Annotated in this window: 19 protein-coding genes; 14 read left to right on the top strand and 5 right to left on the bottom strand. The window is 63.3% G+C overall.

Annotation, left to right across the window (positions count from 1 at the left end; all coding sequences use genetic code 11):
- Window positions 1-68: 68 nt before the first annotated feature.
- A complete protein-coding gene (locus BFN03_RS16305) occupies window positions 69-479 on the top strand; it encodes a RidA family protein (protein ID WP_070379882.1) in 411 nt (136 codons plus the stop codon).
- A gap of 109 nt (window positions 480-588) precedes the next feature.
- On the opposite strand, the gene BFN03_RS16300 is transcribed toward BFN03_RS16305, so the two are convergent.
- Window positions 589-2,397, bottom strand: a complete 1,809-nt coding sequence (locus BFN03_RS16300; RefSeq protein WP_070379881.1) for an alkyl/aryl-sulfatase — start codon at window positions 2,395-2,397, stop codon at window positions 589-591.
- 177 nt (window positions 2,398-2,574) lie between these two features.
- On the opposite strand from BFN03_RS16300, the gene BFN03_RS16295 reads away from it, so the two are divergent.
- A complete protein-coding gene (locus BFN03_RS16295; RefSeq protein ID WP_070380998.1) occupies window positions 2,575-3,006 on the top strand; it encodes a DUF7144 family membrane protein in 432 nt (143 codons plus the stop codon).
- A 189-nt stretch (window positions 3,007-3,195) separates the two neighbouring features.
- Window positions 3,196-4,236, top strand: a complete 1,041-nt coding sequence (locus tag BFN03_RS16290; protein WP_070379880.1) for a DUF3089 domain-containing protein — start codon at window positions 3,196-3,198, stop codon at window positions 4,234-4,236.
- 43 nt (window positions 4,237-4,279) lie between these two features.
- Here the strand turns inward: BFN03_RS16290 and BFN03_RS16285 are convergent, their stop codons facing one another.
- A complete protein-coding gene (locus tag BFN03_RS16285; RefSeq protein ID WP_070379879.1) occupies window positions 4,280-4,546 on the bottom strand; it encodes a helix-turn-helix domain-containing protein in 267 nt (88 codons plus the stop codon).
- Window positions 4,546-5,199: a hypothetical protein gene (locus tag BFN03_RS16280; RefSeq protein WP_070379878.1), complete on the bottom strand. Its 654-nt coding sequence runs from the start codon at window positions 5,197-5,199 to the stop codon at window positions 4,546-4,548. The genes BFN03_RS16285 and BFN03_RS16280 overlap by 1 nt, the downstream gene beginning before the upstream one ends.
- 248 nt (window positions 5,200-5,447) lie before the next feature.
- Here BFN03_RS16280 and ppk2 point away from each other — a divergent pair, with 248 nt between their 5' ends.
- From ppk2 to BFN03_RS16255, 5 genes are all read left to right on the top strand, one after another.
- Window positions 5,448-6,290 carry a polyphosphate kinase 2 gene (gene ppk2, locus BFN03_RS16275; RefSeq protein ID WP_070379877.1) on the top strand — a complete coding sequence of 281 codons (843 nt, stop codon included), beginning with the start codon at window positions 5,448-5,450 and terminating at the stop codon, window positions 6,288-6,290.
- A 29-nt stretch (window positions 6,291-6,319) separates the two neighbouring features.
- Complete coding sequence (locus tag BFN03_RS16270; RefSeq protein WP_070379876.1) at window positions 6,320-9,148, top strand: cation-translocating P-type ATPase; 2,829 nt, start codon at window positions 6,320-6,322, stop codon at window positions 9,146-9,148.
- Window positions 9,149-9,373: 225 nt separating this feature from the next.
- Complete coding sequence (locus BFN03_RS16265; protein ID WP_070379875.1) at window positions 9,374-10,639, top strand: aspartate kinase; 1,266 nt, start codon at window positions 9,374-9,376, stop codon at window positions 10,637-10,639.
- Window positions 10,640-10,647: 8 nt separating this feature from the next.
- Complete coding sequence (locus BFN03_RS16260; RefSeq protein WP_070379874.1) at window positions 10,648-11,679, top strand: aspartate-semialdehyde dehydrogenase; 1,032 nt, start codon at window positions 10,648-10,650, stop codon at window positions 11,677-11,679.
- 74 nt (window positions 11,680-11,753) lie between these two features.
- Window positions 11,754-12,416 (top strand): GAP family protein, encoded by a 663-nt coding sequence (locus tag BFN03_RS16255; protein ID WP_070379873.1) that lies wholly within the window; start codon window positions 11,754-11,756, stop codon window positions 12,414-12,416.
- 11 nt (window positions 12,417-12,427) lie between these two features.
- Here the strand turns inward: BFN03_RS16255 and BFN03_RS16250 are convergent, their stop codons facing one another.
- Both BFN03_RS16250 and BFN03_RS16245 read right to left on the bottom strand, forming a co-directional pair.
- Window positions 12,428-13,027, bottom strand: a complete 600-nt coding sequence (locus tag BFN03_RS16250) for an isochorismatase family protein (protein WP_084385651.1) — start codon at window positions 13,025-13,027, stop codon at window positions 12,428-12,430.
- A gap of 79 nt (window positions 13,028-13,106) precedes the next feature.
- Window positions 13,107-14,045: a formylglycine-generating enzyme family protein gene (locus tag BFN03_RS16245; RefSeq protein ID WP_070379872.1), complete on the bottom strand. Its 939-nt coding sequence runs from the start codon at window positions 14,043-14,045 to the stop codon at window positions 13,107-13,109.
- Window positions 14,046-14,136: 91 nt separating this feature from the next.
- Between BFN03_RS16245 and BFN03_RS16240 the strand changes: the two genes are divergently transcribed.
- The 6 genes from BFN03_RS16240 to BFN03_RS16215 all read left to right on the top strand — a co-directional run bounded on the left by BFN03_RS16240 (window position 14,137) and on the right by BFN03_RS16215 (window position 19,959).
- Complete coding sequence (locus BFN03_RS16240) at window positions 14,137-14,538, top strand: hypothetical protein (protein WP_070379871.1); 402 nt, start codon at window positions 14,137-14,139, stop codon at window positions 14,536-14,538.
- A 195-nt stretch (window positions 14,539-14,733) separates the two neighbouring features.
- The gene (locus BFN03_RS16235; RefSeq protein WP_070380996.1) at window positions 14,734-16,521 is read left to right on the top strand and encodes a multicopper oxidase family protein; all 1,788 of its coding nucleotides are present in this window, start codon (window positions 14,734-14,736) and stop codon (window positions 16,519-16,521) included.
- 137 nt (window positions 16,522-16,658) lie between these two features.
- Complete coding sequence (locus BFN03_RS16230; protein WP_070379870.1) at window positions 16,659-16,946, top strand: hypothetical protein; 288 nt, start codon at window positions 16,659-16,661, stop codon at window positions 16,944-16,946.
- Window positions 16,947-17,063: 117 nt separating this feature from the next.
- Window positions 17,064-18,569: a flavin-containing monooxygenase gene (locus BFN03_RS16225; RefSeq protein WP_232320297.1), complete on the top strand. Its 1,506-nt coding sequence runs from the start codon at window positions 17,064-17,066 to the stop codon at window positions 18,567-18,569.
- A gap of 32 nt (window positions 18,570-18,601) precedes the next feature.
- Window positions 18,602-19,057 carry a Fur family transcriptional regulator gene (locus BFN03_RS16220; protein ID WP_070379869.1) on the top strand — a complete coding sequence of 152 codons (456 nt, stop codon included), beginning with the start codon at window positions 18,602-18,604 and terminating at the stop codon, window positions 19,055-19,057.
- A gap of 428 nt (window positions 19,058-19,485) precedes the next feature.
- Complete coding sequence (locus BFN03_RS16215) at window positions 19,486-19,959, top strand: Dps family protein (RefSeq protein ID WP_070379868.1); 474 nt, start codon at window positions 19,486-19,488, stop codon at window positions 19,957-19,959.
- Window positions 19,960-19,979: the final 20 nt, after the last annotated feature.

Genomic DNA, 19,979 nt, shown 5'->3' with positions numbered 1-19,979 from the left:
CCGTTTGAGACCAAGTATAAAAGCGATACCTAGGAAATGCCCGGGTTCAGTATTCGAGGAGACCTTCCATGACCATTCACTACCTCACGCCTGAGGGCATGACGACGCCCAGTCCGTATCACCACGTCGCCGTCGGCACCGGTACCCGGCACGTCCACGTCGCCGGTCAGGTTGCACGACTTGCCGATGGAACCCCAGTGGCCCAAGGCGATCTCGCCGGTCAGGTCGCCCAGGCGTTGCGCAACACCGCGACAGGGCTGGCAGGGGCCGGTGCGACCTTCGGCGACGTCCTCCGGTTGACGTTCTACGTCACGGACTGGAAGCCGGAGAAGATCGGCGAGGTCATTTCGGGGATCGAGCAGGTCGCGGCTGAGATAGGGCTCTCCATGCCGACGCCGCCGGCATCTCTAATCGGCGTGGACTACCTATTCGAGCCGGACGTGCTCGTCGAAGTCGAGGCGACCGCCCTCGTCGACTGACGGCGCCCAGCGATATCGCGTTCGAGCTGTAGGTCCCCCCTGGCGATGGTAGAGGGGGACCTACAGCTCGAGGTGAGGCGCTCGTCACTCACGTTCTGACCCTCGAGAGCTATGGCGTGACGATGGGGAACGCGGGGTCGGGGGCGTCGAGCAGACTCGTGAGGACGAGAAGTTTCGACGGATCACCTTTGATGTCGATCCCCACGACTCCCTTGCCGGTGATCAGTTCGAGTAGCTGCATTTTCGTCAATGTCAGGGTGACGTCCGGTTGCACCCTGGTCTTCGGCGAAACCGTCTGAATCAGTGCGCCGTTGGACAACGTCGTACGGATGTGCGCTTCGGGGTCGGTGAAATGCCATTCGGCGACCAGGGACTTGTCCCATGCCCGGGGCCCGTTGACGCGCAGGGCCAGCGAGTCGAAGATCTGTTCGAGGGTGAGTGCTCCCAGCACGTCGAGGCTGATTGTGTGGATGGGGGGAGGAACGATGCCTCCCCGCAATTCGAGGGCGCCGGTGAGGTAGAAGTTGCGCCATATTGCGTTTTCCGAACCGAACCCGAGTCGCTCGTAGGTGCGTGCGAGTAACTCTTTGGCCTCGTTGTCCGACGGGTCGGCGAACACGGCATGCTTGAGAAGTTCCGCGGCGAACCGGAGATCGCCCTCCTCGAAGTACCGCGCCGCCTTCCTCCGGACCTCGGCCTGTCCACCCATACATTCCACGTACCGGGTAGCGGCGTCCTCGGGTGGATGCTGCCACAGCGAGGACGGGTTGCCGTCGAACCAGCCCATATAGCGCTGGTAGATGGCCTTCACATTGTGGCTCACCGATCCGTAGTATCCCCTTGCATGCCATGCTGATTCGAGTGCAGGAGGCATCGGGAAGTTCTCGGCGATCTCGATGCCGGTCATGCCCGTGTTCAGCATGCGCAATGTTTGGTCGTGCAGGTACTGGTAGAGATCGCGCTGCTGCGACAGGTACGTGACCACCCGGTCGCGCCCCCATGTCGGCCAGTGGTGGGAGGCGAACGAGACGTCGTAGTCACCGTCGAACATCTCGATGGCCTCGTCCAGGTAGCGTGCCCATGTTCGAGCATCGCGGACCAGGGCGCCTCGCGGAGTCAGGATGTTGTGCATGTTGTGGGTGGCGTTTTCCGCCATACACAGTGCCCGGTGGTCGGGAAATAGGAAGTTCATCTCCGCCGGCGCCTCCGCGCCGGGTGTCATGTGGAAGATGATCCGGACCCCGTCCACCGTCTCCACCTGACCGGTGTGGGTTATCTCAACGGTGGGTGGGATCAGTCCGGGGTTCCCGGACGACGTGGTGATTCCCAAACCAGCGCTCAGGTGTCCGTCCGGACCCTTCGGGAGCATGGCGCCGAACATGTAGGAGGCTCGTCTGTTCATTGCCGGTCCGGCATAGACATTCTCGGAGACAGCGTGTTCGAGAAATCCCTCCGGGGCCAGGATCGGAACGTTCTCATGCCCGTCGGGCAGCACCCCTCGGACGCCCCCGAAATGGTCGGCGTGCGAATGGGTGTAGATCACGCCGGTGACGGGGCGCTCGCCCCGATTGCGGCGATACAGCGCCAGCCCGGCGGCCGCTGTCTCCTTGGAGATCAATGGGTCGATAACGACTATGCCGGTATCGCCCTCGACGATCGTCATGTTGGATATATCGAATCCCCGCACCTGGTAGATGCCCTCGGTTACCTCGTACAGGCCGTTGATCGCGCACAGCTGGGACTGGCGCCAAAGGCTTGGGTCAGCCGTGTTTGGACAGTCGCCGGCCAGGAACGAATATTCCTGCATGTCCCAGACGATGCGACCGTCGTCGTCCGTGATTGTGCAAGGGTCGAGTCGATCGACGAATCCGCGGTGTGAGTCCTCGAAGTCGGTGGTATCCGAGAAGTCAGGTGCCATGTTTCTTCCTCCGCTACGTCGGGTATTCGCGATCGGGATGCTCGTTACACGACTTTGGCACCCGACCTGCCTGAGCGCATCATCCTTCGAAGATGAGGATCACCCGGCAAGGATGATGCGATGTGTTCGGCGGCGTCGGACCATGTGACTGTTCGTTATCACACTTTCGAGAAGGGCATGGACATGACGACCAACCCGGAATCCGGTACGAACAGCCCTGTAAAACAGGGTATTGCGGCAGGTACGTCCATTGCGGCAGCCATCTTGCTGCTGACGCTCGGCGTGATCTCCTTCTTTCAGGGAATCGCCGCGGTGGCAAACGATGATCTGCTGATCGTTGGCGTCGAGTACATCTATCAGTTCGATACCACCGCATGGGGCTGGGGCCACATCGTTCTCGGTGTCCTTCTCGCCATCGCAGCTATTGGACTGATGACCGGTGCCACGTGGGCGCGAATCGCGGCCATCGGGATCGCCTGCCTGTCGATTCTCGCGAACTTCCTGTGGCTGCCCTACTACCCGCTGTGGTCGGTTCTGGTCATCGCGCTCGACGTGGTCGTGATCTGGGCGGTCAGCACCTGGGACACCAAGTCGGTAAGCGCGGCATAATTTCTCGAGCCGCACCAACGAATGCGGTCTGATTTCGTTACGGGCCCCGGATGTCGTCGTATTGCGACATCCGGGGCTTCGCTGATAGGACGAACGATGTCAGACTTCTTCTGACGCAACGAGATTTTCCGTGTGTTGTCGACAGATGTTTCACGCCGAGATCGGTGCATTCTGTTAGCGTCAGCAGGCATGACGAGCTTCGGTCGTGCCCGCCCGCGCGGAAACCTTGTTCTTCTCTGGAGCGCGCTGGTCGCGGTGATCGTTGCGGTCTCGGCCTCACCTGTCTCCGCCGAACCGGCCTCAGAACCTGCAACGACTTGGCTGTGTAGGCCTGGTCAGGCTGACGATCCGTGCGGCGGCCGGTCCGGTGCACCGATCGACTGCTTCTACGTCTATCCCACGGTGTCGCTGCAGCCGACGGCGAATGCCAACTTCGACGCCTCGCCCGAGTTGCGCGCTGTGGCCAGCCTGCAGGCCGAACCCTTCGGTCAGAACTGCAACGTGTGGGCACCGGTGTATCGGCAGAGCACACTGCGAGCCCTGTTCAACGGGACGCCGGAGGAGCGCAGTGCGGCGGCGAGCCTCGCCTACGACGACATCGAAAACGCCTGGGACGACTATCTCGCCCACCACAACGACGGGCGTGGCGTGGTCCTCATCGGACACTCCCAGGGCACCTACATGCTGCGGTCGCTGATTCGCAATCGGATCGATGGTCAGCCCGTCCAATCGCAACTGGTCTCGGCGCTCCTGATCGGCGGAAACGTACTGGTCCGCAAGGGTGAAGGGATTGGCGGCGACTTCACTTCCGTACCGGCTTGCACCAGCCCGGCGCAGACCGGGTGTGTAGTCGCGTACTCGGCGTACTCGGCTACGCCGCCGCCCGACGCCAAGTTCGGCGCGGTACCCAAGACGGCCGGATCCGGTGGAGGCAAAGTGAGCCTTCCGTTCGGACCCGAGTACGAGGTTCTGTGCACCAATCCGGCGTCGCTACGTGACAACGCTGACGCCCCCATCCACGGGATCTTCGTGGGTCAAGAGGTAAACGGACTGCACGCCCGGTGCGCCGACAACGGCGCGTCGAATGTGCTCATGGTCGGCGGACCCGCCGCCGCGCTGCTGCCGGCGATCCCAGCCGCCAACTGGGGACTGCATCAGATCGACATCAACCTTGCGCAGCGGGACCTGGTCGACCTCGTCGGCGCTCAGAGTGCGGCCTACCTGGGCTGACGCCTGTGCGGGCGACGGAACCGCCTTCTGTCAATGAGGTTCGTCATCGTCCGGCTTGTGTCAATGATGGAGCCTCCGCAGTCGGGGACGTTGGATCGACCGAAAACAGATCGCCGACCGAGCACTGCAGTACTTGGCAGATCGCGGTCAATGTGGAGAACCGGATGGCTCTGGCTCGGTCGTTCTTGAGCACCGACAGGTTCGCCACGCTCACCCCGACTCGCTCCGACAGGGTTGCCAGGGTCATCGAACGGTCGGATAACAGCTCGTCGAGATGGCAGCGGACCGCATGCTCGAGTTCAGGCGGCATCAAATGAGCCCTTCCTGATCGCGGGCCATGCGCGTGCCCAACCGAAGCACGATCGCCATGGCGGACAGCACGATCGAAGCCGCGGCAATGAACCAGAACTCGGTGTCGAGCGTTGCGTTGGCGGCCGCCGCGCTGTCGCCGAGGCCGCTGTCGCGGATGGCCAGATTGGTTCCTATGGTCTTCGGGATCGTCGGGGCGACGACGACGACAAGTACAACCCATCTGCTGAGGTGGTAGGTCAGCCGTGAGGCCGCTCGGCTGAATATCTCTCCGCGGACGACCCGGTACACGAGTAGTGCTATCAAGGTCAATACGACCAGGTAGCTCGCCGTCTGGATCGCGTCACCAGCCCGCAGCAACGCGGTGGTCACCGGCGACAGCCCGTCGGTGCGGAGGGTCACCGTTACCGGGCCGTCGATGACCGCGACGCTGCCGTTGGAGATCGGCACCGAGGGGGAAGCCGCGCCGAGATCCATGCGCGCCGTCACGGTGTGGGCGCCGAGTTGGCTGAGAAGTGTGTAGAGATAGCGGGCGATCACGAGCAGCGCGAGCAACCCGAACGCGGACAGCCACGTCCAGAGGTCGCGCCGGTCCTTGGTGCTCGGCTGAACTCTTGCAGATTCTCGTTCCGGGGCGGAGATCGTCTCATGCATATCGATAATCAATACAGTATCGATTATCGATATGCAACCGAGATTGCCCGCTGGATCTTCGAGTACCTGCGATTCATGCTCGCGCAGCCGCGGTGACGACGAGCTGTCCCTGGCTCCTCGAGGCAGTTCCGAAACTGTGGATTCTGCCCACGACACAGCGCTGCGAGACGAATAATGGGCAGGAGGCCCGGTTCGTCCTGCTGCATTCGAACCCGAACCGGCCCTGACTACTCCGCCCGGAGGGAGCCGTGGGGAAGAAGTCGAAACACGAAAAGTCCGGGCTCGACCCGTCCCGAACGGACGTTGCCGAGCCCGACACGCCGATGAAGAACAAGGAGTACCGCCGCCTCCTACGTCCGCTCCACGCCGAGCTCGTCGCGTTGCAGGAGTGGGTGAAATCGTCCGGGGCAAGGATCTGCATCGTGTTCGAGGGTCGCGACACCGCAGGGAAGGGTGGCGTCATCAAGGCGATCACCGAGCGGGTCAGTCCGCGCGTGTTCCGTGTAGTCGCCCTGCCCGCCCCGACGGATCGGGAGAAGTCGCAGATGTACTGGCAGCGGTACATATCGCATCTCCCGGCGGGTGGGGAGGTCGTCATCTTCGACCGCAGTTGGTACAACCGGGCCGGGGTCGAACGGGTTATGGGCTTCTGCACCGAGGCAGAAACGCAGCAATTCCTCCAGCGCGCCCCGGGGGTAGAACGTGCGATCGTCGACTCGGGCATCATCTTGCTGAAGTACTGGCTGGAGGTGAGCGAGGAGCAACAGACGCTGCGCCTACAGAGCCGGATCGACGACCCGCGGAAGATCTGGAAGCTGTCGGACCTGGACTTGAAGTCCTACAGCCGTTGGTACGACTACTCGCGAGCACGGGACGAGATGTTCCGACTCACCGACACGGGCTGGGCGCCGTGGTACATCGCGGTCACCAACGACAAGAAGCGCGGTCGGCTCAACATCATCAGTCACCTGCTGAGCCAGGTTCCCTACGCCCCGCTCGAATCCCCCGACATCACGCTGCCCGAGCGGCAGCGCCCGCACGGCTACAGCGCGCCGGCACTGCCGTTACACCGGATCCCCACGCCCTACTGACGATTCGTCTCCGGCAAGGAGTAGCGATCATGGCCCCTTCCGAACCCCCACCGAACTCGGTGCACCAGTCCGGCATCAGTGCCGCACAGATCGACCAGTACCCCTGGCACACTCAGCCGGCGGATGCGGTTGTCACGACGATGGCCTCCGACCGGGTGTCGGGGCTGACGACCGGCGAAGCCGATTCACGGCGCCAACGCCACGGTTCCAACGAGATCGTCTCCGAGCCCGGACCGTCGACCTGGGCGATTGCGCTCGAACAGCTGAAGGACCCGATGAACCTGATGCTGGTCGCGGTGGCGGTCTTCAGCGTCGTCATAGGCGAGGTGCCGACGGCGATCGTGGTGGGAGTGCTCGTCGTGCTGAACGTCGTATTGGGCGCGCGACAGGAGTTGAAGGCACGTGCGAGCGTCGACGCGCTCGCAAGAATGCAGACACCGCAGGTGCGGGTGACCCGCGACGGGACGCTCGTTCAACTTGCCGCCACGGAACTCGTGCCGGGCGACATCGTTGCGCTCGAGGCGGGCGACCTCGTACCCGCGGACGGCCGTTTGCTCACGACAGCGACCCTCGAGACTCAGGAGGCCGCGCTGACGGGTGAAAGCGCACCTGTCCCCAAGGACCCCGAGACCCTCGGCGCTGCCGACGTCGCCCTCGGGGACCGCGGCAACATGGTCTACCAGAACACCTCGGTCACCCGCGGTACCGCCACCATGGTCGTCACCGAGACCGGCATGGAGACCGAGATGGGTCAGATCGCGTCGATGCTCTCGGCCGTCGCGCCGGTCAAGTCTCCGCTCCAGCGTGAACTGAACTCTCTCACCAAGGTGCTCAGCATCATCGCGTGGTCGGCGGTTGTCCTCATCGTGGTCATCGGAGTTATTCGCGGACAGGATCTGACGACGGTTCTGCTGTTGGGCATCTCCATGGCGGTGGCCGCGATCCCGACGGGCCTACCGACCTTCGTGCAGGCAATGCTCGCGTTCGGCGCTCGCCAGTTGGCCGAGGCGAAGGCCGTCGTGAAGAACCTCACCGACGTCGAGACCCTCGGCGCCACCAGCGCGATTAATTCGGACAAGACCGGCACGCTGACGATGAACCAGATGACCGTCCGATCGCTGTACTTCCACGGCCAGTGGTACACCGTCGAAGGCGAGGGGTACAGCAAGTCGGGGAGGATCGCTCACGCCGCGGGCGAGGAAGCTCCCGACTTCACCATGCTCGCATATGGGCTGTGCCTCGACAGTGACGCCACTGTCTCCGACACCGGAGAGGTTGTCGGCGATCCGACCGAGGCCGCGCTGGTCGTGCTTGCGGCCAAGGTCGGCGTAGACGCGCCGCTCACTCGGCAAACGTATCCCCGAGTTGCGGAAGTGCCGTTCGACTCCGCGTACAAGTTCATGGCGACGTTCCATCATCTCCAGATCGGCGGCAGCACCCAGTTCGTGGAACTCGTCAAGGGCGGCCCTGACGTGGTCCTCGCCCGATGTGCCGCCGCGTACCGCCCGGGCCGGCGGGAGGTACCAATCGACGAGGTTCGGGAGGAACTGGTAGAGGCGAATCGAGCTCTGTCCGAGAAAGGCCTCCGTGTGCTGGCGTTCGCTGCCCGCCGGCTCGACGCGCGGGAAGAGGCCGTGCAGGCGGACCCCATGTCGTTCGTCGAGGACCTCACTTTCATCGGGATGATCGGCATCATCGACCCGCTACGTCCGGAAGCGATCGAAGCCGTGCGCACCGCCCAGGCCGCAGGCATCGAGGTCCGCATGATCACCGGAGACCACGTGATCACGGCATCCGCGATCGGCGCCGAACTAGGCCTAGGACCGGGCGCCATGGGAGGCGCCGAATTACGAGCGGCAACCGACGAGGACCTCACGGCGGCGCTGCCGAACCTGCACGTGTTCGGTCGCGTGACGCCGCAGGACAAGCTCCGCCTGGCCGACATCATGCAGAGGAGCGGCGCGGTCGTGGCGATGACCGGGGACGCGGTCAATGACGCTGCCGCTCTGAAGAAGGCCGACATCGGCGTCGCGATGGGATCCGGCAGCGAAGTCACCAAACAAGCCGCCCGAATGGTTCTCACCGACGACAACTTCGGAACCCTGATCACCGCGATCCGACTGGGCCGCAGCATCTACGACAAGATCGTGTCGTACATCCGGTTCCAGATGTCGAAGCTGTTCTCGCTGGTCCTGCTGTTCCTGGTTGCGAGCATCTTCAACATCAACGACGGGGTCGCGCTCACCCCGCTGATGGTGCTGTTTCAGAACTTCTTCATCATTCTCTTCCCGGTCGCCGTCATCATGCTCGATCCACCGCCGCCCGACCTGATGAACAAGCCGCCACGCGATACGCGGATGCCGATCACCAACCGGAAAGCGTTCGTGCAGTGGTTCGCGTATGGAGTCCTGCAGTTTGCCGTCACGCTTGCTGCGATGCTCCTGGCACCGGGCGATATGAGTACGACCGAGGCAAGCGTCCCCATGACGATGGCGTTCGTCGTGCTGTCGCTCAGTTCCATTCTTGCCGGACTCGTCATGCGGCGCGATCCCGAATCCGGTCTCTCCTCACCGATTCTCGGTGCGCTGAAAATACTGTCGATTCCGGTCGTCGTCACGGTGTTCGCGGTCGAGGTCGGGTTCCTCCAAGATCTCCTCATGACCACGTCGTTGACGGGTGACCAGTGGCTCGCCTGCCTCGGCTGGTCGCTGATCGTCCCGATCGCGGTGGAGGCGGAGAAGGCGCTCCGTCGCCGGCGGCAAGCGCGACCGAGCACGCCGATCCCCGCAGAAGCCGCGGTCGACCCGCAACGGGCGCTGAGCCCCGATCCGTCGCGAGAGCGACAACCCGCTCGGTGAGAAGGTGGGTTTCACGGTTGCAGATCCGCCGTTGCTACCGACACCCTCCGAGTGTGTCCTGGTTCACCCGGACCGAACCGTGCATCGCTTGGTGTCGGTCGTAGACGTCGCGGACCCGTTGTCCGGGTAGTCCTGCGTGCGGACTCACCTGGGGTGGGATTGGACCGCGCCGGTAAGCTCGACAGCTGGACCAGTACAGATTTTTCGACCTGGAGGTAGAAACGCGTGGCTCTCGTCGTCCAGAAGTACGGCGGATCCTCGGTGGCAACCGCCGAGAGAATCCGACGAGTCGCTGAACGGATCGTCGAGACCAAGAAGGCCGGCAACGATGTCGTCGTCGTGGTTTCTGCGATGGGTGACACTACCGATGAGCTGCTCGATCTCGCTCAGCAAGTGTGCCCAGCCCCACCAGCTCGCGAGATGGACATGCTGCTGACCTCTGGTGAGCGCATCTCCAATTCTCTGGTTGCGATGGCGATTCATTCGCTCGGCGCGGAGGCCCGTTCGTTCACGGGCTCACAGGCCGGTGTCATCACGACCGGAGCTCACGGCAACGCCAAGATCATCGATGTCACACCGGGCCGCGTCCAGGATGCGCTCGACGAGGGCTCGATCGTTCTCGTCGCGGGGTTCCAGGGGGTCAGCCAAGACAGCAAGGATGTGACGACGCTCGGACGTGGAGGTTCCGATACCACCGCGGTGGCTCTCGCTGCTGCCCTCGAGGCAGACGTCTGCGAGATCTACACCGACGTCGACGGAATCTTCACCGCAGACCCCCGCATCGTTCCCGATGCGCAGCGGCTCGAGACGGTCTCCTTCGAGGAGATGCTCGAGCTGGCAGCCTGTGGTGCGAAGGTGCTCATGCTCCGCTGCGTCGAATACGCCCGCCGCTACAACGTGCCTGTGCACGTCCGCTCGTCATACACGACCAAGCCGGGCACCATTGTGTCCGGATCGATGGAGGACATCCCCGTGGAAGAGGCAATCATCACCGGAGTCGCGCACGATCGCGGCGAGTCCAAGATCACTGTTGCCGGGCTGCCCGACACCCCGGGTTACGCGGCACGGGTCTTCCGTGCCGTCGCCGAGGCGGAGATCAACATCGACATGGTGTTGCAGAACGTCTCCAAGGTCGAGACCGGCAAGACCGACATCACGTTCACCCTGCCCACCGCAGATGGCCCCCGTGCCGTCGAGAAGCTGTCCAAGTTGCAGGATGAGATCGGCTTCACGCAGGTGCTCTTCGATGACCACATCGGCAAGGTGTCGCTGGTTGGTGCGGGTATGAAGAGTCACCCCGGCGTCACCGCCACGTTCTGCGAGGCTCTTGCAGATGCGGGCATCAACATCGACCTCATCTCCACTTCGGAGATCCGAATCTCGGTGCTCGTGAAGGACACGGAACTGGACAAGGCAGTCAGGGCCATCCATGACGCATTCGAACTCGGCGGCGACGAAGACGCTGTCGTGCACGCAGGAACGGGACGGTAGATCATCTCATGACCACAATTGCTGTCGTCGGCGCTACCGGCCAGGTCGGGATCGTCATGCGCACGCTGCTCGAGGAGCGGAACTTCCCGGCAGACAAGGTGCGGTTCTTCGCCTCTGCCAGGTCGGCCGGCAAGAAGCTGCCGTTCCGCGGTGAGCAGATCGTCGTCGAAGACGCGGCGGAAGTGTCCGACGAGGATCTCGCGGGCATCGATATCGCCTTGTTCTCGGCCGGCGCGACGCTGTCTCGTGAGCAGGCCCCGCGGTTCGCGGCTGCCGGCGCAATCGTCGTGGACAACTCGTCTGCGTTCCGCAAGGACCCCGACGTCCCGCTGGTGGTGAGCGAGGTGAACCCGGAGCAGGCGAAGAACCCTCCGAAGGGCATCATCGCCAACCCCAACTGCACCACGATGGCCGCGATGCCGGTGCTGAAGGTCCTGCACGACGAGGCCGGTCTCGAGCGGCTGATCGTGTCGAGCTACCAGGCGGTGTCTGGTAGCGGTATCGCCGGTGTCGAGGAGTTGCTGAGCCAGGCCCGTGCGGGTATCGACGACGCCGAGAAGCTGGTGCACGACGGAAGTGCTATCGATTTCCCGGCCCCGAACAAGTACGTCGCCCCCATTGCCTTCAACGTGCTGCCGCTTGCCGGCTCGATCGTCGACGACGGCAGCGGTGAGACGGACGAGGATCAGAAGCTCCGCAACGAGAGCCGCAAGATCCTCGGCCTGCCGGACCTACTGGTGTCGGGCACGTGCGTCCGCGTCCCCGTGGTCACCGGTCATTCGCTGTCGATCAACGCCGAGTTCGAGCGCCCGCTGTCGGTGGAGCGTGCGAGGGAACTGCTGGGCAACGCGCCAGGGGTGAAGCTCGTCGACGTGCCCACCCCGCTCGACGCCGCGGGTAGCGACCCGTCACTGGTCGGCCGCATCCGCCAGGATCCGGGTGTTCCCCAGGGTCGTGGGCTCGCGCTGTTCGTGTCGGGTGACAACCTGCGCAAGGGTGCCGCCCTCAACACCATTCAGATCGCCGAAATCTTGGTCTAGTCGCCTTTCCCGGCAGAGACTTTCACCCGCGATGTGCGAGGCGCGCATCGCGGGTGAACTCTACGGTTCGTAGGGTGGGCTCAGTCATCGGAGGGTTGCTACCGCTCGCGGTGGGTGTCGCGATCTCGCCCATTCCGATCATCGCCGTCATTCTCATGTTGCTGTCCGCACGTGCGGGCGGTGCCAGCGCGGGTTTCGGGCTCGGCTGGATTGCCGGCATTCTCGTCGCGACCGGCATTTTCGTACTTCTCGCCGGGGTCATCGACACATCCGACTCGGACGACACGTCGGCGACGGTGTCGTGGGTGAAGATTGCGCTGGGCGCTCTGCTGATACTGCTCGCGGCGCGGCAGTGGCGAAGTCGCGATGCCGACGCAGAACCACCCAGGTGGATGCGGGCCGTCGACGAACTCGAGTTCGTGAAGTCGGCAGGGCTCGGATTCGCGCTGGCGGCAATCAACCCCAAGAACCTGCTGCTCTGCGCATCTGCGGGGATTGTGATCGGTTCCGCCGCGGTGAGCGGCGGCGAACAGGTGCTCGCGCTGATCGTGTACACCGCGCTGGCCGGGACCACGGTGCTGATCCCGGTGATCGGCTACGCAATCGCGGCGGACAGGATGCGCGCGCCCCTGGACAATCTCAAGGTCTGGCTCCAGGCCAACAACGCGGCGGTGATGAGCGTGCTACTGCTGGTAATTGGTGCGGTCGTCCTCGGGAGAGGTATTGGCGGGTTCTGACGGCCCGAATCTCAGAAGGTCAACTCGGACGCAGGGACGACCGTGCAAGAACGCCCAGCGTAGGTGATCGTGCCAAAGATGTTGTTGTGGTGTCGGACAACCTGATCAGCAGTGAGGGCTGAGCTGCCGTCGGTGCTGACAGACGTCATGTGGCCGTCGGCGACTATGACTACATCGAAGCCGAGGCTGAGGGCTGAGCGGGCAGTTGAGTCGACACAGTACTCGGTACTGTAGCCGGTAACGACTATGGACTTGACGCCGAGAGCGTGCAGGCGTTCTTCAAGGTCGGTATCGAGGAAACTATCGGCTGACCGTTTTCTCACAACCGTTTCGTCCACGGAAACTGGAAACGCGATTTCCCAGCCGAGGTCCCCAGGGCCGAATCCGCTTTCTTCGTGCTGGATGAATACGACGGGAACACCAGTTGCTTTGGCCTTGGCGCGTAGAGCCTGGATAGTTTGGACCACGTCACCGGTGCCTGCGGCCTCCGCCATGTAACCAACCTGCAAATCGATGATGATCAGTGCCGCGCGCGTCCCCATGGCTGAGATGCTATCGACTTTGGTGAGCACCAACTCGATGCGCTGGAAGTCAGCGGTTCGGGCATTCATATTCCCGCTTCGGTCAGGAAATGTGGTGGAGATGCGAATACGGGGACGATCAGCTCCACGTATTCAGCAGCATTGGGGGTCACGGACGGATGATGCACCGGAAACCGATGTGGCAGGTGGATGTCTCCTCGGTGTCGCCCTGCCTCGCGGAGGGGCGATAGCGCAGGCAGTAGTTGGGTGCACAGAGGTGCGAGCCGCCCTTGATGACGCGGCGTGCGTAGGGTTCGTCAGGGTTTTGCTCCACGGCGGTGTCGAACCTTGGGTTCGTGGGGATGCAGCAGGAACTGGTCGGCGTGGTGTTCTTCCCGCTCGCCGAGTGGTCGGCGGTGAAGTGGTCGGTGGTCCACTCCCACACGTTGCCGGCCATATCGCTGAGCCCGTAGCCGTTGGGGCGGAACCGGCCGACCGGTGAAGTTCCCGCAAAGCCGTCCTCGAGCAGGTTCTCCCAGGGAAATTGGCCCTGCCAGACATTCCCACCAGGTCTGCCGCCCGGTTCGTGCTCGTCTCCCCACACGAACGGCTTGCGGTCCAGGCCGCCACGCGCCGCGAACTCCCATTCCGCCTCGGTGGGAAGGTCCTTGCCCGCCCACTCGGCGTACGCGCGGGCATCGAACCACGACACGTGCGTGACGGGATGGCGTTCGCGCCCGCCGACGTTGCTTCCCGGGCCTTCCGGGTGGCGCCAATCGGCCCCCGGAACAAACGACCACCAGCGGGTGTAGTCGTCCAGCGGGACCGGACCTGACGTCGGGGTGAACACCAGGGATCCGGGTACCAGCAGTGAGGGGTCTGCCCCCGGGTATTGCGCGGGGTCGGGTGCGATCTCGGCGGTCGTGACGTGACCGGTGTCCTTCACGAATCGCCGAAACTCGGCGACGGTCACCTGATGCGAATCCATCCAGAACCCGTCCACGCTCACCTGATGAACAGGACGCTCCTCCGGGTAGAAGTCCTCCGAGCCCATCCAGAAGGTACCGCCCGGAATCCACGCCATGTTCTTCGGAGCCGCACGAGTCATTTGACCAGGTTTGCACGTCGAGCGGTTCGCGTGGGAGTAAAGAGGCCGACAAAGGGATCATCACATCAGTCCCGGGTGTATTGAGGGGAATATGAAGTTCAATCTCGCCGTCACCGCAATCGCCGTAGTCGCAGCCCTAGCAACGGTCGGTCAGCCGCTGGCGGACGCAGCGAATCAAGGAACCAAGGTCACACTGCTGGTGTATATCGCGTTCGCGTTGGCGGTCATGGTGTGGCGCTTGCTCAACCTGAGTCAGGAACCGGCCGTTTTCCTGGCCATGACCTATCTCTCGTTCGTCGCGGTAACGGCAATCGCATATGCGGTCTCAGGGGACTACACCCGGGCTGTGATCGGTGTGGTTGTGTCGCCGATCCTTGCGGTCTGCATTGTCGAAGATCAACGAACCCGTCGGTGGATCAATCGGGTCGCTCGATACCCCGCGAAGAACCTGCATGACGACCGGTCAGGCAGCCGCAACGTCCAGGACGTTTGAGAGCGGTGCCGGGGCTGCTATCCGCTTCACAACGGCAGTGACCGGCACAGCGCAGACGGCGTAAATACCTGTGGGGCGCAACCCACCTGAAGGTCGGATGGGGATTGCCAATCCAGCGTGTTCGAGGTGTGGACTGCGGTACCGTCGGCAACTGACGTCGCAACTTCGTTCTCACCGGGCAGGGGGCGCACCCGAATGACGGGACGGATTCCGCGTAGATCTTTCGTTCGGGGACTGGGGTTGACCGCCGGGCTCGGCGCCTTGGCGGCGGGTTCGGCGAAGGCCTATCCATTCGACATCGATCCGTTGCGCCCGTTCGTCTTCTCGTCTCCGCCCCTCGAGCCGTTCCGCGAGCAGTTGCCGCCGCTCCCGGTCCTGGGGGGTACCGGCATCGAGTTACATGCCAGCAGCACGACGCATGTCTTTCATCCCGACCTTCCGCCGTCTCCCGCACTCGGATACGGCGGCTCGAGCTACCTCGGACCGGTTATCGAGGCGCACGTCGACGAGCAGACATCGCTGACATTCCGCAACGACATTCGGGACAACCCTTTCGCCGCCGACGTCGACACGCGGTTGCACGGAGTCACCGAGCAGGACCGCACCCAGGTTCCGACGTCGTTGCACCTGCATGGCGGCCGGACGCCACCCGAGTTCGATGGCCATCCCGAGCACACGATCCGACCGGGGCAGGAGATGGCGCACCGGTTCCCCAATCGTCAGGAAGCCAGCACACTCTGGTACCACGACCATGCCATGGGAATTACCCGTCTCAACATTTCCGCCGGTCTGGCTGGGATGTACCTACTGCGGAACGAGTACGACGCGGGCACCGGAGACAATCCGCTGGGACTTCCCTCGGGCGAGTTCGAAGTGCCGTTGATCTTGCAGGACAAGAACTTCACCAACGACGGACGGCAGAGTATGCGCTCGAATACGTTGAATCCACCGGGCAGCTGGGAACCGGCTACGCCCGGCGACGTCGGCGTGGTGAACGGCAAGGTGTGGCCGGAACTCGAGGTGGCGCGGGGCCTGTATCGGCTGCGCATGGTGAACGCGGCGTCGTTCAGTGTGTACAACCTCTTTTTCGAGAACCGGATGCGGTTCTGGGTGATCGGTGCGGGAGGGGGGCTTCTCGATGCCCCCGCGTCGGTTGACCATGTACGGCTCGGGCCGGGAGAGCTCATCGATCTGCTCGTGGACTTCGGGACGCTCGAGCCCGGGACGACGGTCGAGCTGCTCAATGACGAACCCGTCCCAGAGCAGGTCGCCCAGCGTGGGGTGCAGACCATGCCACGGTTCTGCCGGTTTCGGGTCGGATCGGCAGCGGGTTTCGCGGGGCCGGTGCCGCAAAGTCTGCGCGGCGGAAGTCGGCAGCCCGCGTTGCTTCCAGCCATAGCTCAGCCCACAGTGGTTCGCAATGTATCGGTACTGCAGCTCGCCAACGGACCGGGCCGGCCGACTCCGCTGATGTCGCTGAACAACCTGCTCTACACCAGTGGTGACATCGAGATGCCGCGGCAGGGAACAGTCGAGCAGTGGAACATCGTCAACGTCACTCCCGAGCCGCACCCGATCCACCTGCACCTCGTGACCTTCCGGGTGGCGGGCAGGCAGGCGATCGACACGAACGCGCTGATGTCGAGTCATCCACTCCCGCCCGTCGGCACCAGATGGACACCGTCCCCGGATCAGTTCACCGTGGGTCCAGTCCTGCCGCCGCAGCCGTGGGAGGCGGGGTTCAAAGACACCGTGATCGCCGACGCCAACTCCGTCACCCGGATGATCGTCCGCTTTCCGACTGCCGATGAACTCGGCTTCGACCCCGACGCGACGTTCGGAATGTCGCGGACCTCGGTGGACCATTCCGGCGGCGGGCATGCTGCGGGGCCGCCGCAGCCGCTGCAGGGCTACGTGTGGCACTGCCACATGCTCGACCACGAGGACCACGACATGATGCTGCGATACCGACTTGTTCCTTGATAGGACGCTTTTCGCTGTAACATCCCCGACCATCCGGCGATCACTCTTGTGTGCAATAGTGTCCCCGCTATCTGCATAGCGTCGCGGTGCAGATTCCTACGCCGCCGCGCACAGTCATCGAGTGAGAGGCCCGCATTTTGAGCATCGCCCGTAAGATCACCACCGTCGCAGCTACTTTCGCCATCGCGACCGCCGGGTTCGGGGTGACGTCCGCCACTGCCGCTCCCGCCACCGCGGCTCCCGCGTCCGCCGCTTCCGGGTCGTCGAATGACGGGTCGTCGAATGGCGGGTCATCCGACAGCGATCAGGCCGACGTCTGGAAGTCCGTGCTGGGGTATGCCGCGCTGGGGTCCGTCGCGATCGGGATTGCCGACGTCGGGTCGTCCATCATCGGATACCTCACCCCTCCGGCCCCTCCGGCCTGAGCCGTCGCTTCAGCGGCATCCGGCCCCGGGTACACCGGCAACGACTGCGGTCGTTGTCGGTCCCGGGGCCGTTGATCTTTCTGGACTGGTTTCCGGGTTCCGGCCTACAGTGCTTGTGTGGCCCCTGACGCGGCAGCAGAAACTATTCCGACGCACGTACACACCTTGATCGTGGGCGCGGGTTTCGCGGGCTTGGGTGTCGCGGCCCGGATCCTCCGTGAGCAGCCTCGAGCCGATGTGCGGATCATCGAACGCGGTAACGACGTAGGGGGGACCTGGCGCGACAATACCTATCCCGGTTGCGCCTGCGACGTGCCGACGTCGCTGTACTCGTTCTCCTTCGCACCAAGTGCCGAATGGACCCACACGTTCGCACGTCAGCCAGAGATCTACCGGTATCTCAGGAAGGTCGCAGCCGACACCGGAGTCCTCGACAGGGTGGTGACCGAATGCGAACTGCAAGGTGCGCGATGGGATGACAGCAGGGCCTTGTGGTCCGTCCGGACAAGTAGTGGCACCCTCACCGCCGATGTACTGGTGGTAGCGACCGGCGCGTTGTCGACGCCCAGCTTTCCGGATGTTCCCGGTATCGAGAACTTCGGCGGTACCGTGTTCCATTCCGCCGCATGGAATCACGACCATGACTTTCGCGGTGAGGAGGTCGCCGTTATCGGGACCGGAGCGTCCGCAGTGCAATTCGTCCCCGAGATAGCTCCTGTAGCAAAGCATCTCACCGTTCTTCAACGCACTCCGGCCTGGGTCATTCCGCGCCTGGACCGCGAACTCTTCGGGATCGAGAAGTCCCTGTATCGCCGGATGCCGTGGGTGCAGAAGGCAGTACGCGGTTTCGTGTACAGCTTGCGGGAGGCACTCGGCGGCGTACTCCAGCATGCGACCGGGCTGTTGCCGGTGTTCGAGGTTGTGGCCAAGGCGCATCTGTTCCGGCAGGTCCGTGACCGGGAACTGCGCCGAAAACTGACCCCCGACTTCAAGATCGGGTGCAAGCGAATTCTGCTGTCGAACGATTGGCTCCGCTCACTCGACCGTCCCGATGTCACGTTGGTCGATGCCGGACTCGCCGCAGTCACGCCGGACGGCGTAGTCGACGCGGCAGGCAACGAGCACAAGGTCGACACGATCATTTTCGCGACCGGGTTCACGCCGACCGAACCGCCCGTTGCGCATATGCTGCGCGGGACGAACGGTCACACGCTCGCCGAACACTGGAACGGCAGCCCGAGTGCATACAAGGGTACGACGGTCGCCGGTTTCCCCAACCTGTTCCTGATGTACGGGCCGAACACCAACCTGGGGCACAGTTCCATCATCTACATGCTCGAATCGCAGTCCGCCTATGTCTCCGACGCTTTGAAGATGATGCGCAACAGTGACATAGCGGCCGTCGAGGTCGCCGACGACGCGCAGCGCCGGTACAACACCCGGATCCAGTCGGCGCTGGAGACGACGGTGTGGAACAAGGGAGGATGTTCGAGCTGGTATCTGGACTCGACTGGGCGCAACTCGGTCCAGTGGCCGACCTTCACTTGGAAGTTCCGCACTCAGATGCAGCAATTCGATGAGGAGAACTACATCTCCCGCCGTAGAACTCCGTCCTTTTCTTGACTAGTTCCAAAATAGGTGTCATGCTTTAGGGCATGCGGCACGACATCGATCCCCGAGAGCAGTTGCGAGGAGTCGGCTTACGTGTCACTGCGCCACGAGTTGCGGTGTTGAATGCGGTTGCCGCACGGCCACATTCCGATGTCGACGAAATCGCGGCTGCGGTACGTAGCGAGTTGGGTTCGGTCTCCACCCAGGCGGTGTATGACGTTCTGAGAGCGTGCACCACCGCTGGATTGCTGCGGCGAATCGAGCCCGCAGGTTCGCCCGCTCGCTTCGAGACCCGTACCGGAGACAACCATCATCACCTCGTCTGTCGCGGTTGCGGGACTGTCGTAGATGTTGACTGCGCCGTTGGAGAGGCCCCTTGTCTCGACCCGTCGGAGTCACACGGATTCGAAATCGACGAGGCCGAGGTCGTCTTCTGGGGATTCTGCTTGCAGTGCCAGGCCGCTACTCGGAACGGAACAGAGGCGAGGGCTCGGTCCTGACCAGTCCCGCCCCACCTCATCTGCTGCACTCGAGGCAAGACCGAGGGAGGTCCCTGGGATGACTCAGACGATGACTCAGACAAGGATCAGAGCAGACCCCACCAGTAGAACAGCAAGGCGAGAACGAACACGATCGCGGTTTCCATGACACCCTCCTTCGCCCGACTCCACACTGCGCACTTTCGCACTGCGCACTTCACGACTACTCGTGGTCATGGTGTCAACTCCATCATCCTCCTCAGGGCAGGGTGAACGCCCGGCTGGTCTGCCGTATTTGCCAAGTTGTTGTATCCAGAAGAGTCCTCTTCAAGTGTCTGTACGGTCACGACGGGAAGGGTGGTGTTGGTAAGGGCGTTGGTGAATATGAACCCTCGTCGCGCGTCATATGTGCGGCGCCGCAAAGCCGAACCGAAGGGAGGGAGCTCGCAATGAGCTACCCCATCACGAGCACACTCGACAGCAACCAGCAGAAGATCGTGGGCGCCGCGCTGCAAGCGACGGTCGTCGACCTCATCGACCTGAGTCTGATCGCGAAGCAAGCCCACTGGAACGTGATCGGACAGAATTTCCGGTCAGTGCACCTGGCCCTCGACGAACTGGTGACCGCGGCCCGCGATTTCACCGACGAGGCGGCCGAACGGGCCACGGCTATCGGTGTCAGCCCCGACGGTCGAGCGGCCACTGTCGCAAGAGATACGGGCAGCAAGGGCATCGGGGAAGGCTGGACCCAGGATTCCGAGATCGTTGCGTCGATCGTCGGAAACCTCGCGGCCGTCATCGATCGCCTCCGCGATCGCATCACGGCCACGGAGAAGGCCGACCCCGTCACCCAGGACCTGTTGATTTCGATCACCGCGCGACTCGAGCAGTTGCACTGGATGTGGCAGGCGCAGGTCGCCTGAGACCGATCCACAGTGCGACG

Source organism: Rhodococcus sp. WMMA185 (genome assembly GCF_001767395.1).
Classification (GTDB): domain Bacteria; phylum Actinomycetota; class Actinomycetes; order Mycobacteriales; family Mycobacteriaceae; genus Rhodococcus_F.
Note: the sequence above shows the minus strand (reverse complement) of the source record. Positions and strands in the feature narration are given on the sequence as shown.

Coding starts and splice junctions, on each gene's coding strand:
- BFN03_RS16260 (WP_070379874.1), top strand. CDS start 10,648: ATGACCACAATTGCTGTCGTCGGCGCTACCGGCCAGGTCGGGATCGTC.
- BFN03_RS16305 (WP_070379882.1), top strand. CDS start 69: ATGACCATTCACTACCTCACGCCTGAGGGCATGACGACGCCCAGTCCG.
- BFN03_RS16245 (WP_070379872.1), bottom strand. CDS start 14,045: ATGACTCGTGCGGCTCCGAAGAACATGGCGTGGATTCCGGGCGGTACC.
- BFN03_RS16250 (WP_084385651.1), bottom strand. CDS start 13,027: ATGAATGCCCGAACCGCTGACTTCCAGCGCATCGAGTTGGTGCTCACC.
- BFN03_RS16295 (WP_070380998.1), top strand. CDS start 2,575: ATGGACATGACGACCAACCCGGAATCCGGTACGAACAGCCCTGTAAAA.
- BFN03_RS16280 (WP_070379878.1), bottom strand. CDS start 5,199: ATGCATGAGACGATCTCCGCCCCGGAACGAGAATCTGCAAGAGTTCAG.
- BFN03_RS16300 (WP_070379881.1), bottom strand. CDS start 2,397: ATGGCACCTGACTTCTCGGATACCACCGACTTCGAGGACTCACACCGC.
- BFN03_RS16290 (WP_070379880.1), top strand. CDS start 3,196: ATGACGAGCTTCGGTCGTGCCCGCCCGCGCGGAAACCTTGTTCTTCTC.
- BFN03_RS16220 (WP_070379869.1), top strand. CDS start 18,602: ATGCGGCACGACATCGATCCCCGAGAGCAGTTGCGAGGAGTCGGCTTA.
- BFN03_RS16270 (WP_070379876.1), top strand. CDS start 6,320: ATGGCCCCTTCCGAACCCCCACCGAACTCGGTGCACCAGTCCGGCATC.
- BFN03_RS16235 (WP_070380996.1), top strand. CDS start 14,734: ATGACGGGACGGATTCCGCGTAGATCTTTCGTTCGGGGACTGGGGTTG.
- BFN03_RS16285 (WP_070379879.1), bottom strand. CDS start 4,546: ATGCCGCCTGAACTCGAGCATGCGGTCCGCTGCCATCTCGACGAGCTG.
- BFN03_RS16240 (WP_070379871.1), top strand. CDS start 14,137: ATGAAGTTCAATCTCGCCGTCACCGCAATCGCCGTAGTCGCAGCCCTA.
- BFN03_RS16215 (WP_070379868.1), top strand. CDS start 19,486: ATGAGCTACCCCATCACGAGCACACTCGACAGCAACCAGCAGAAGATC.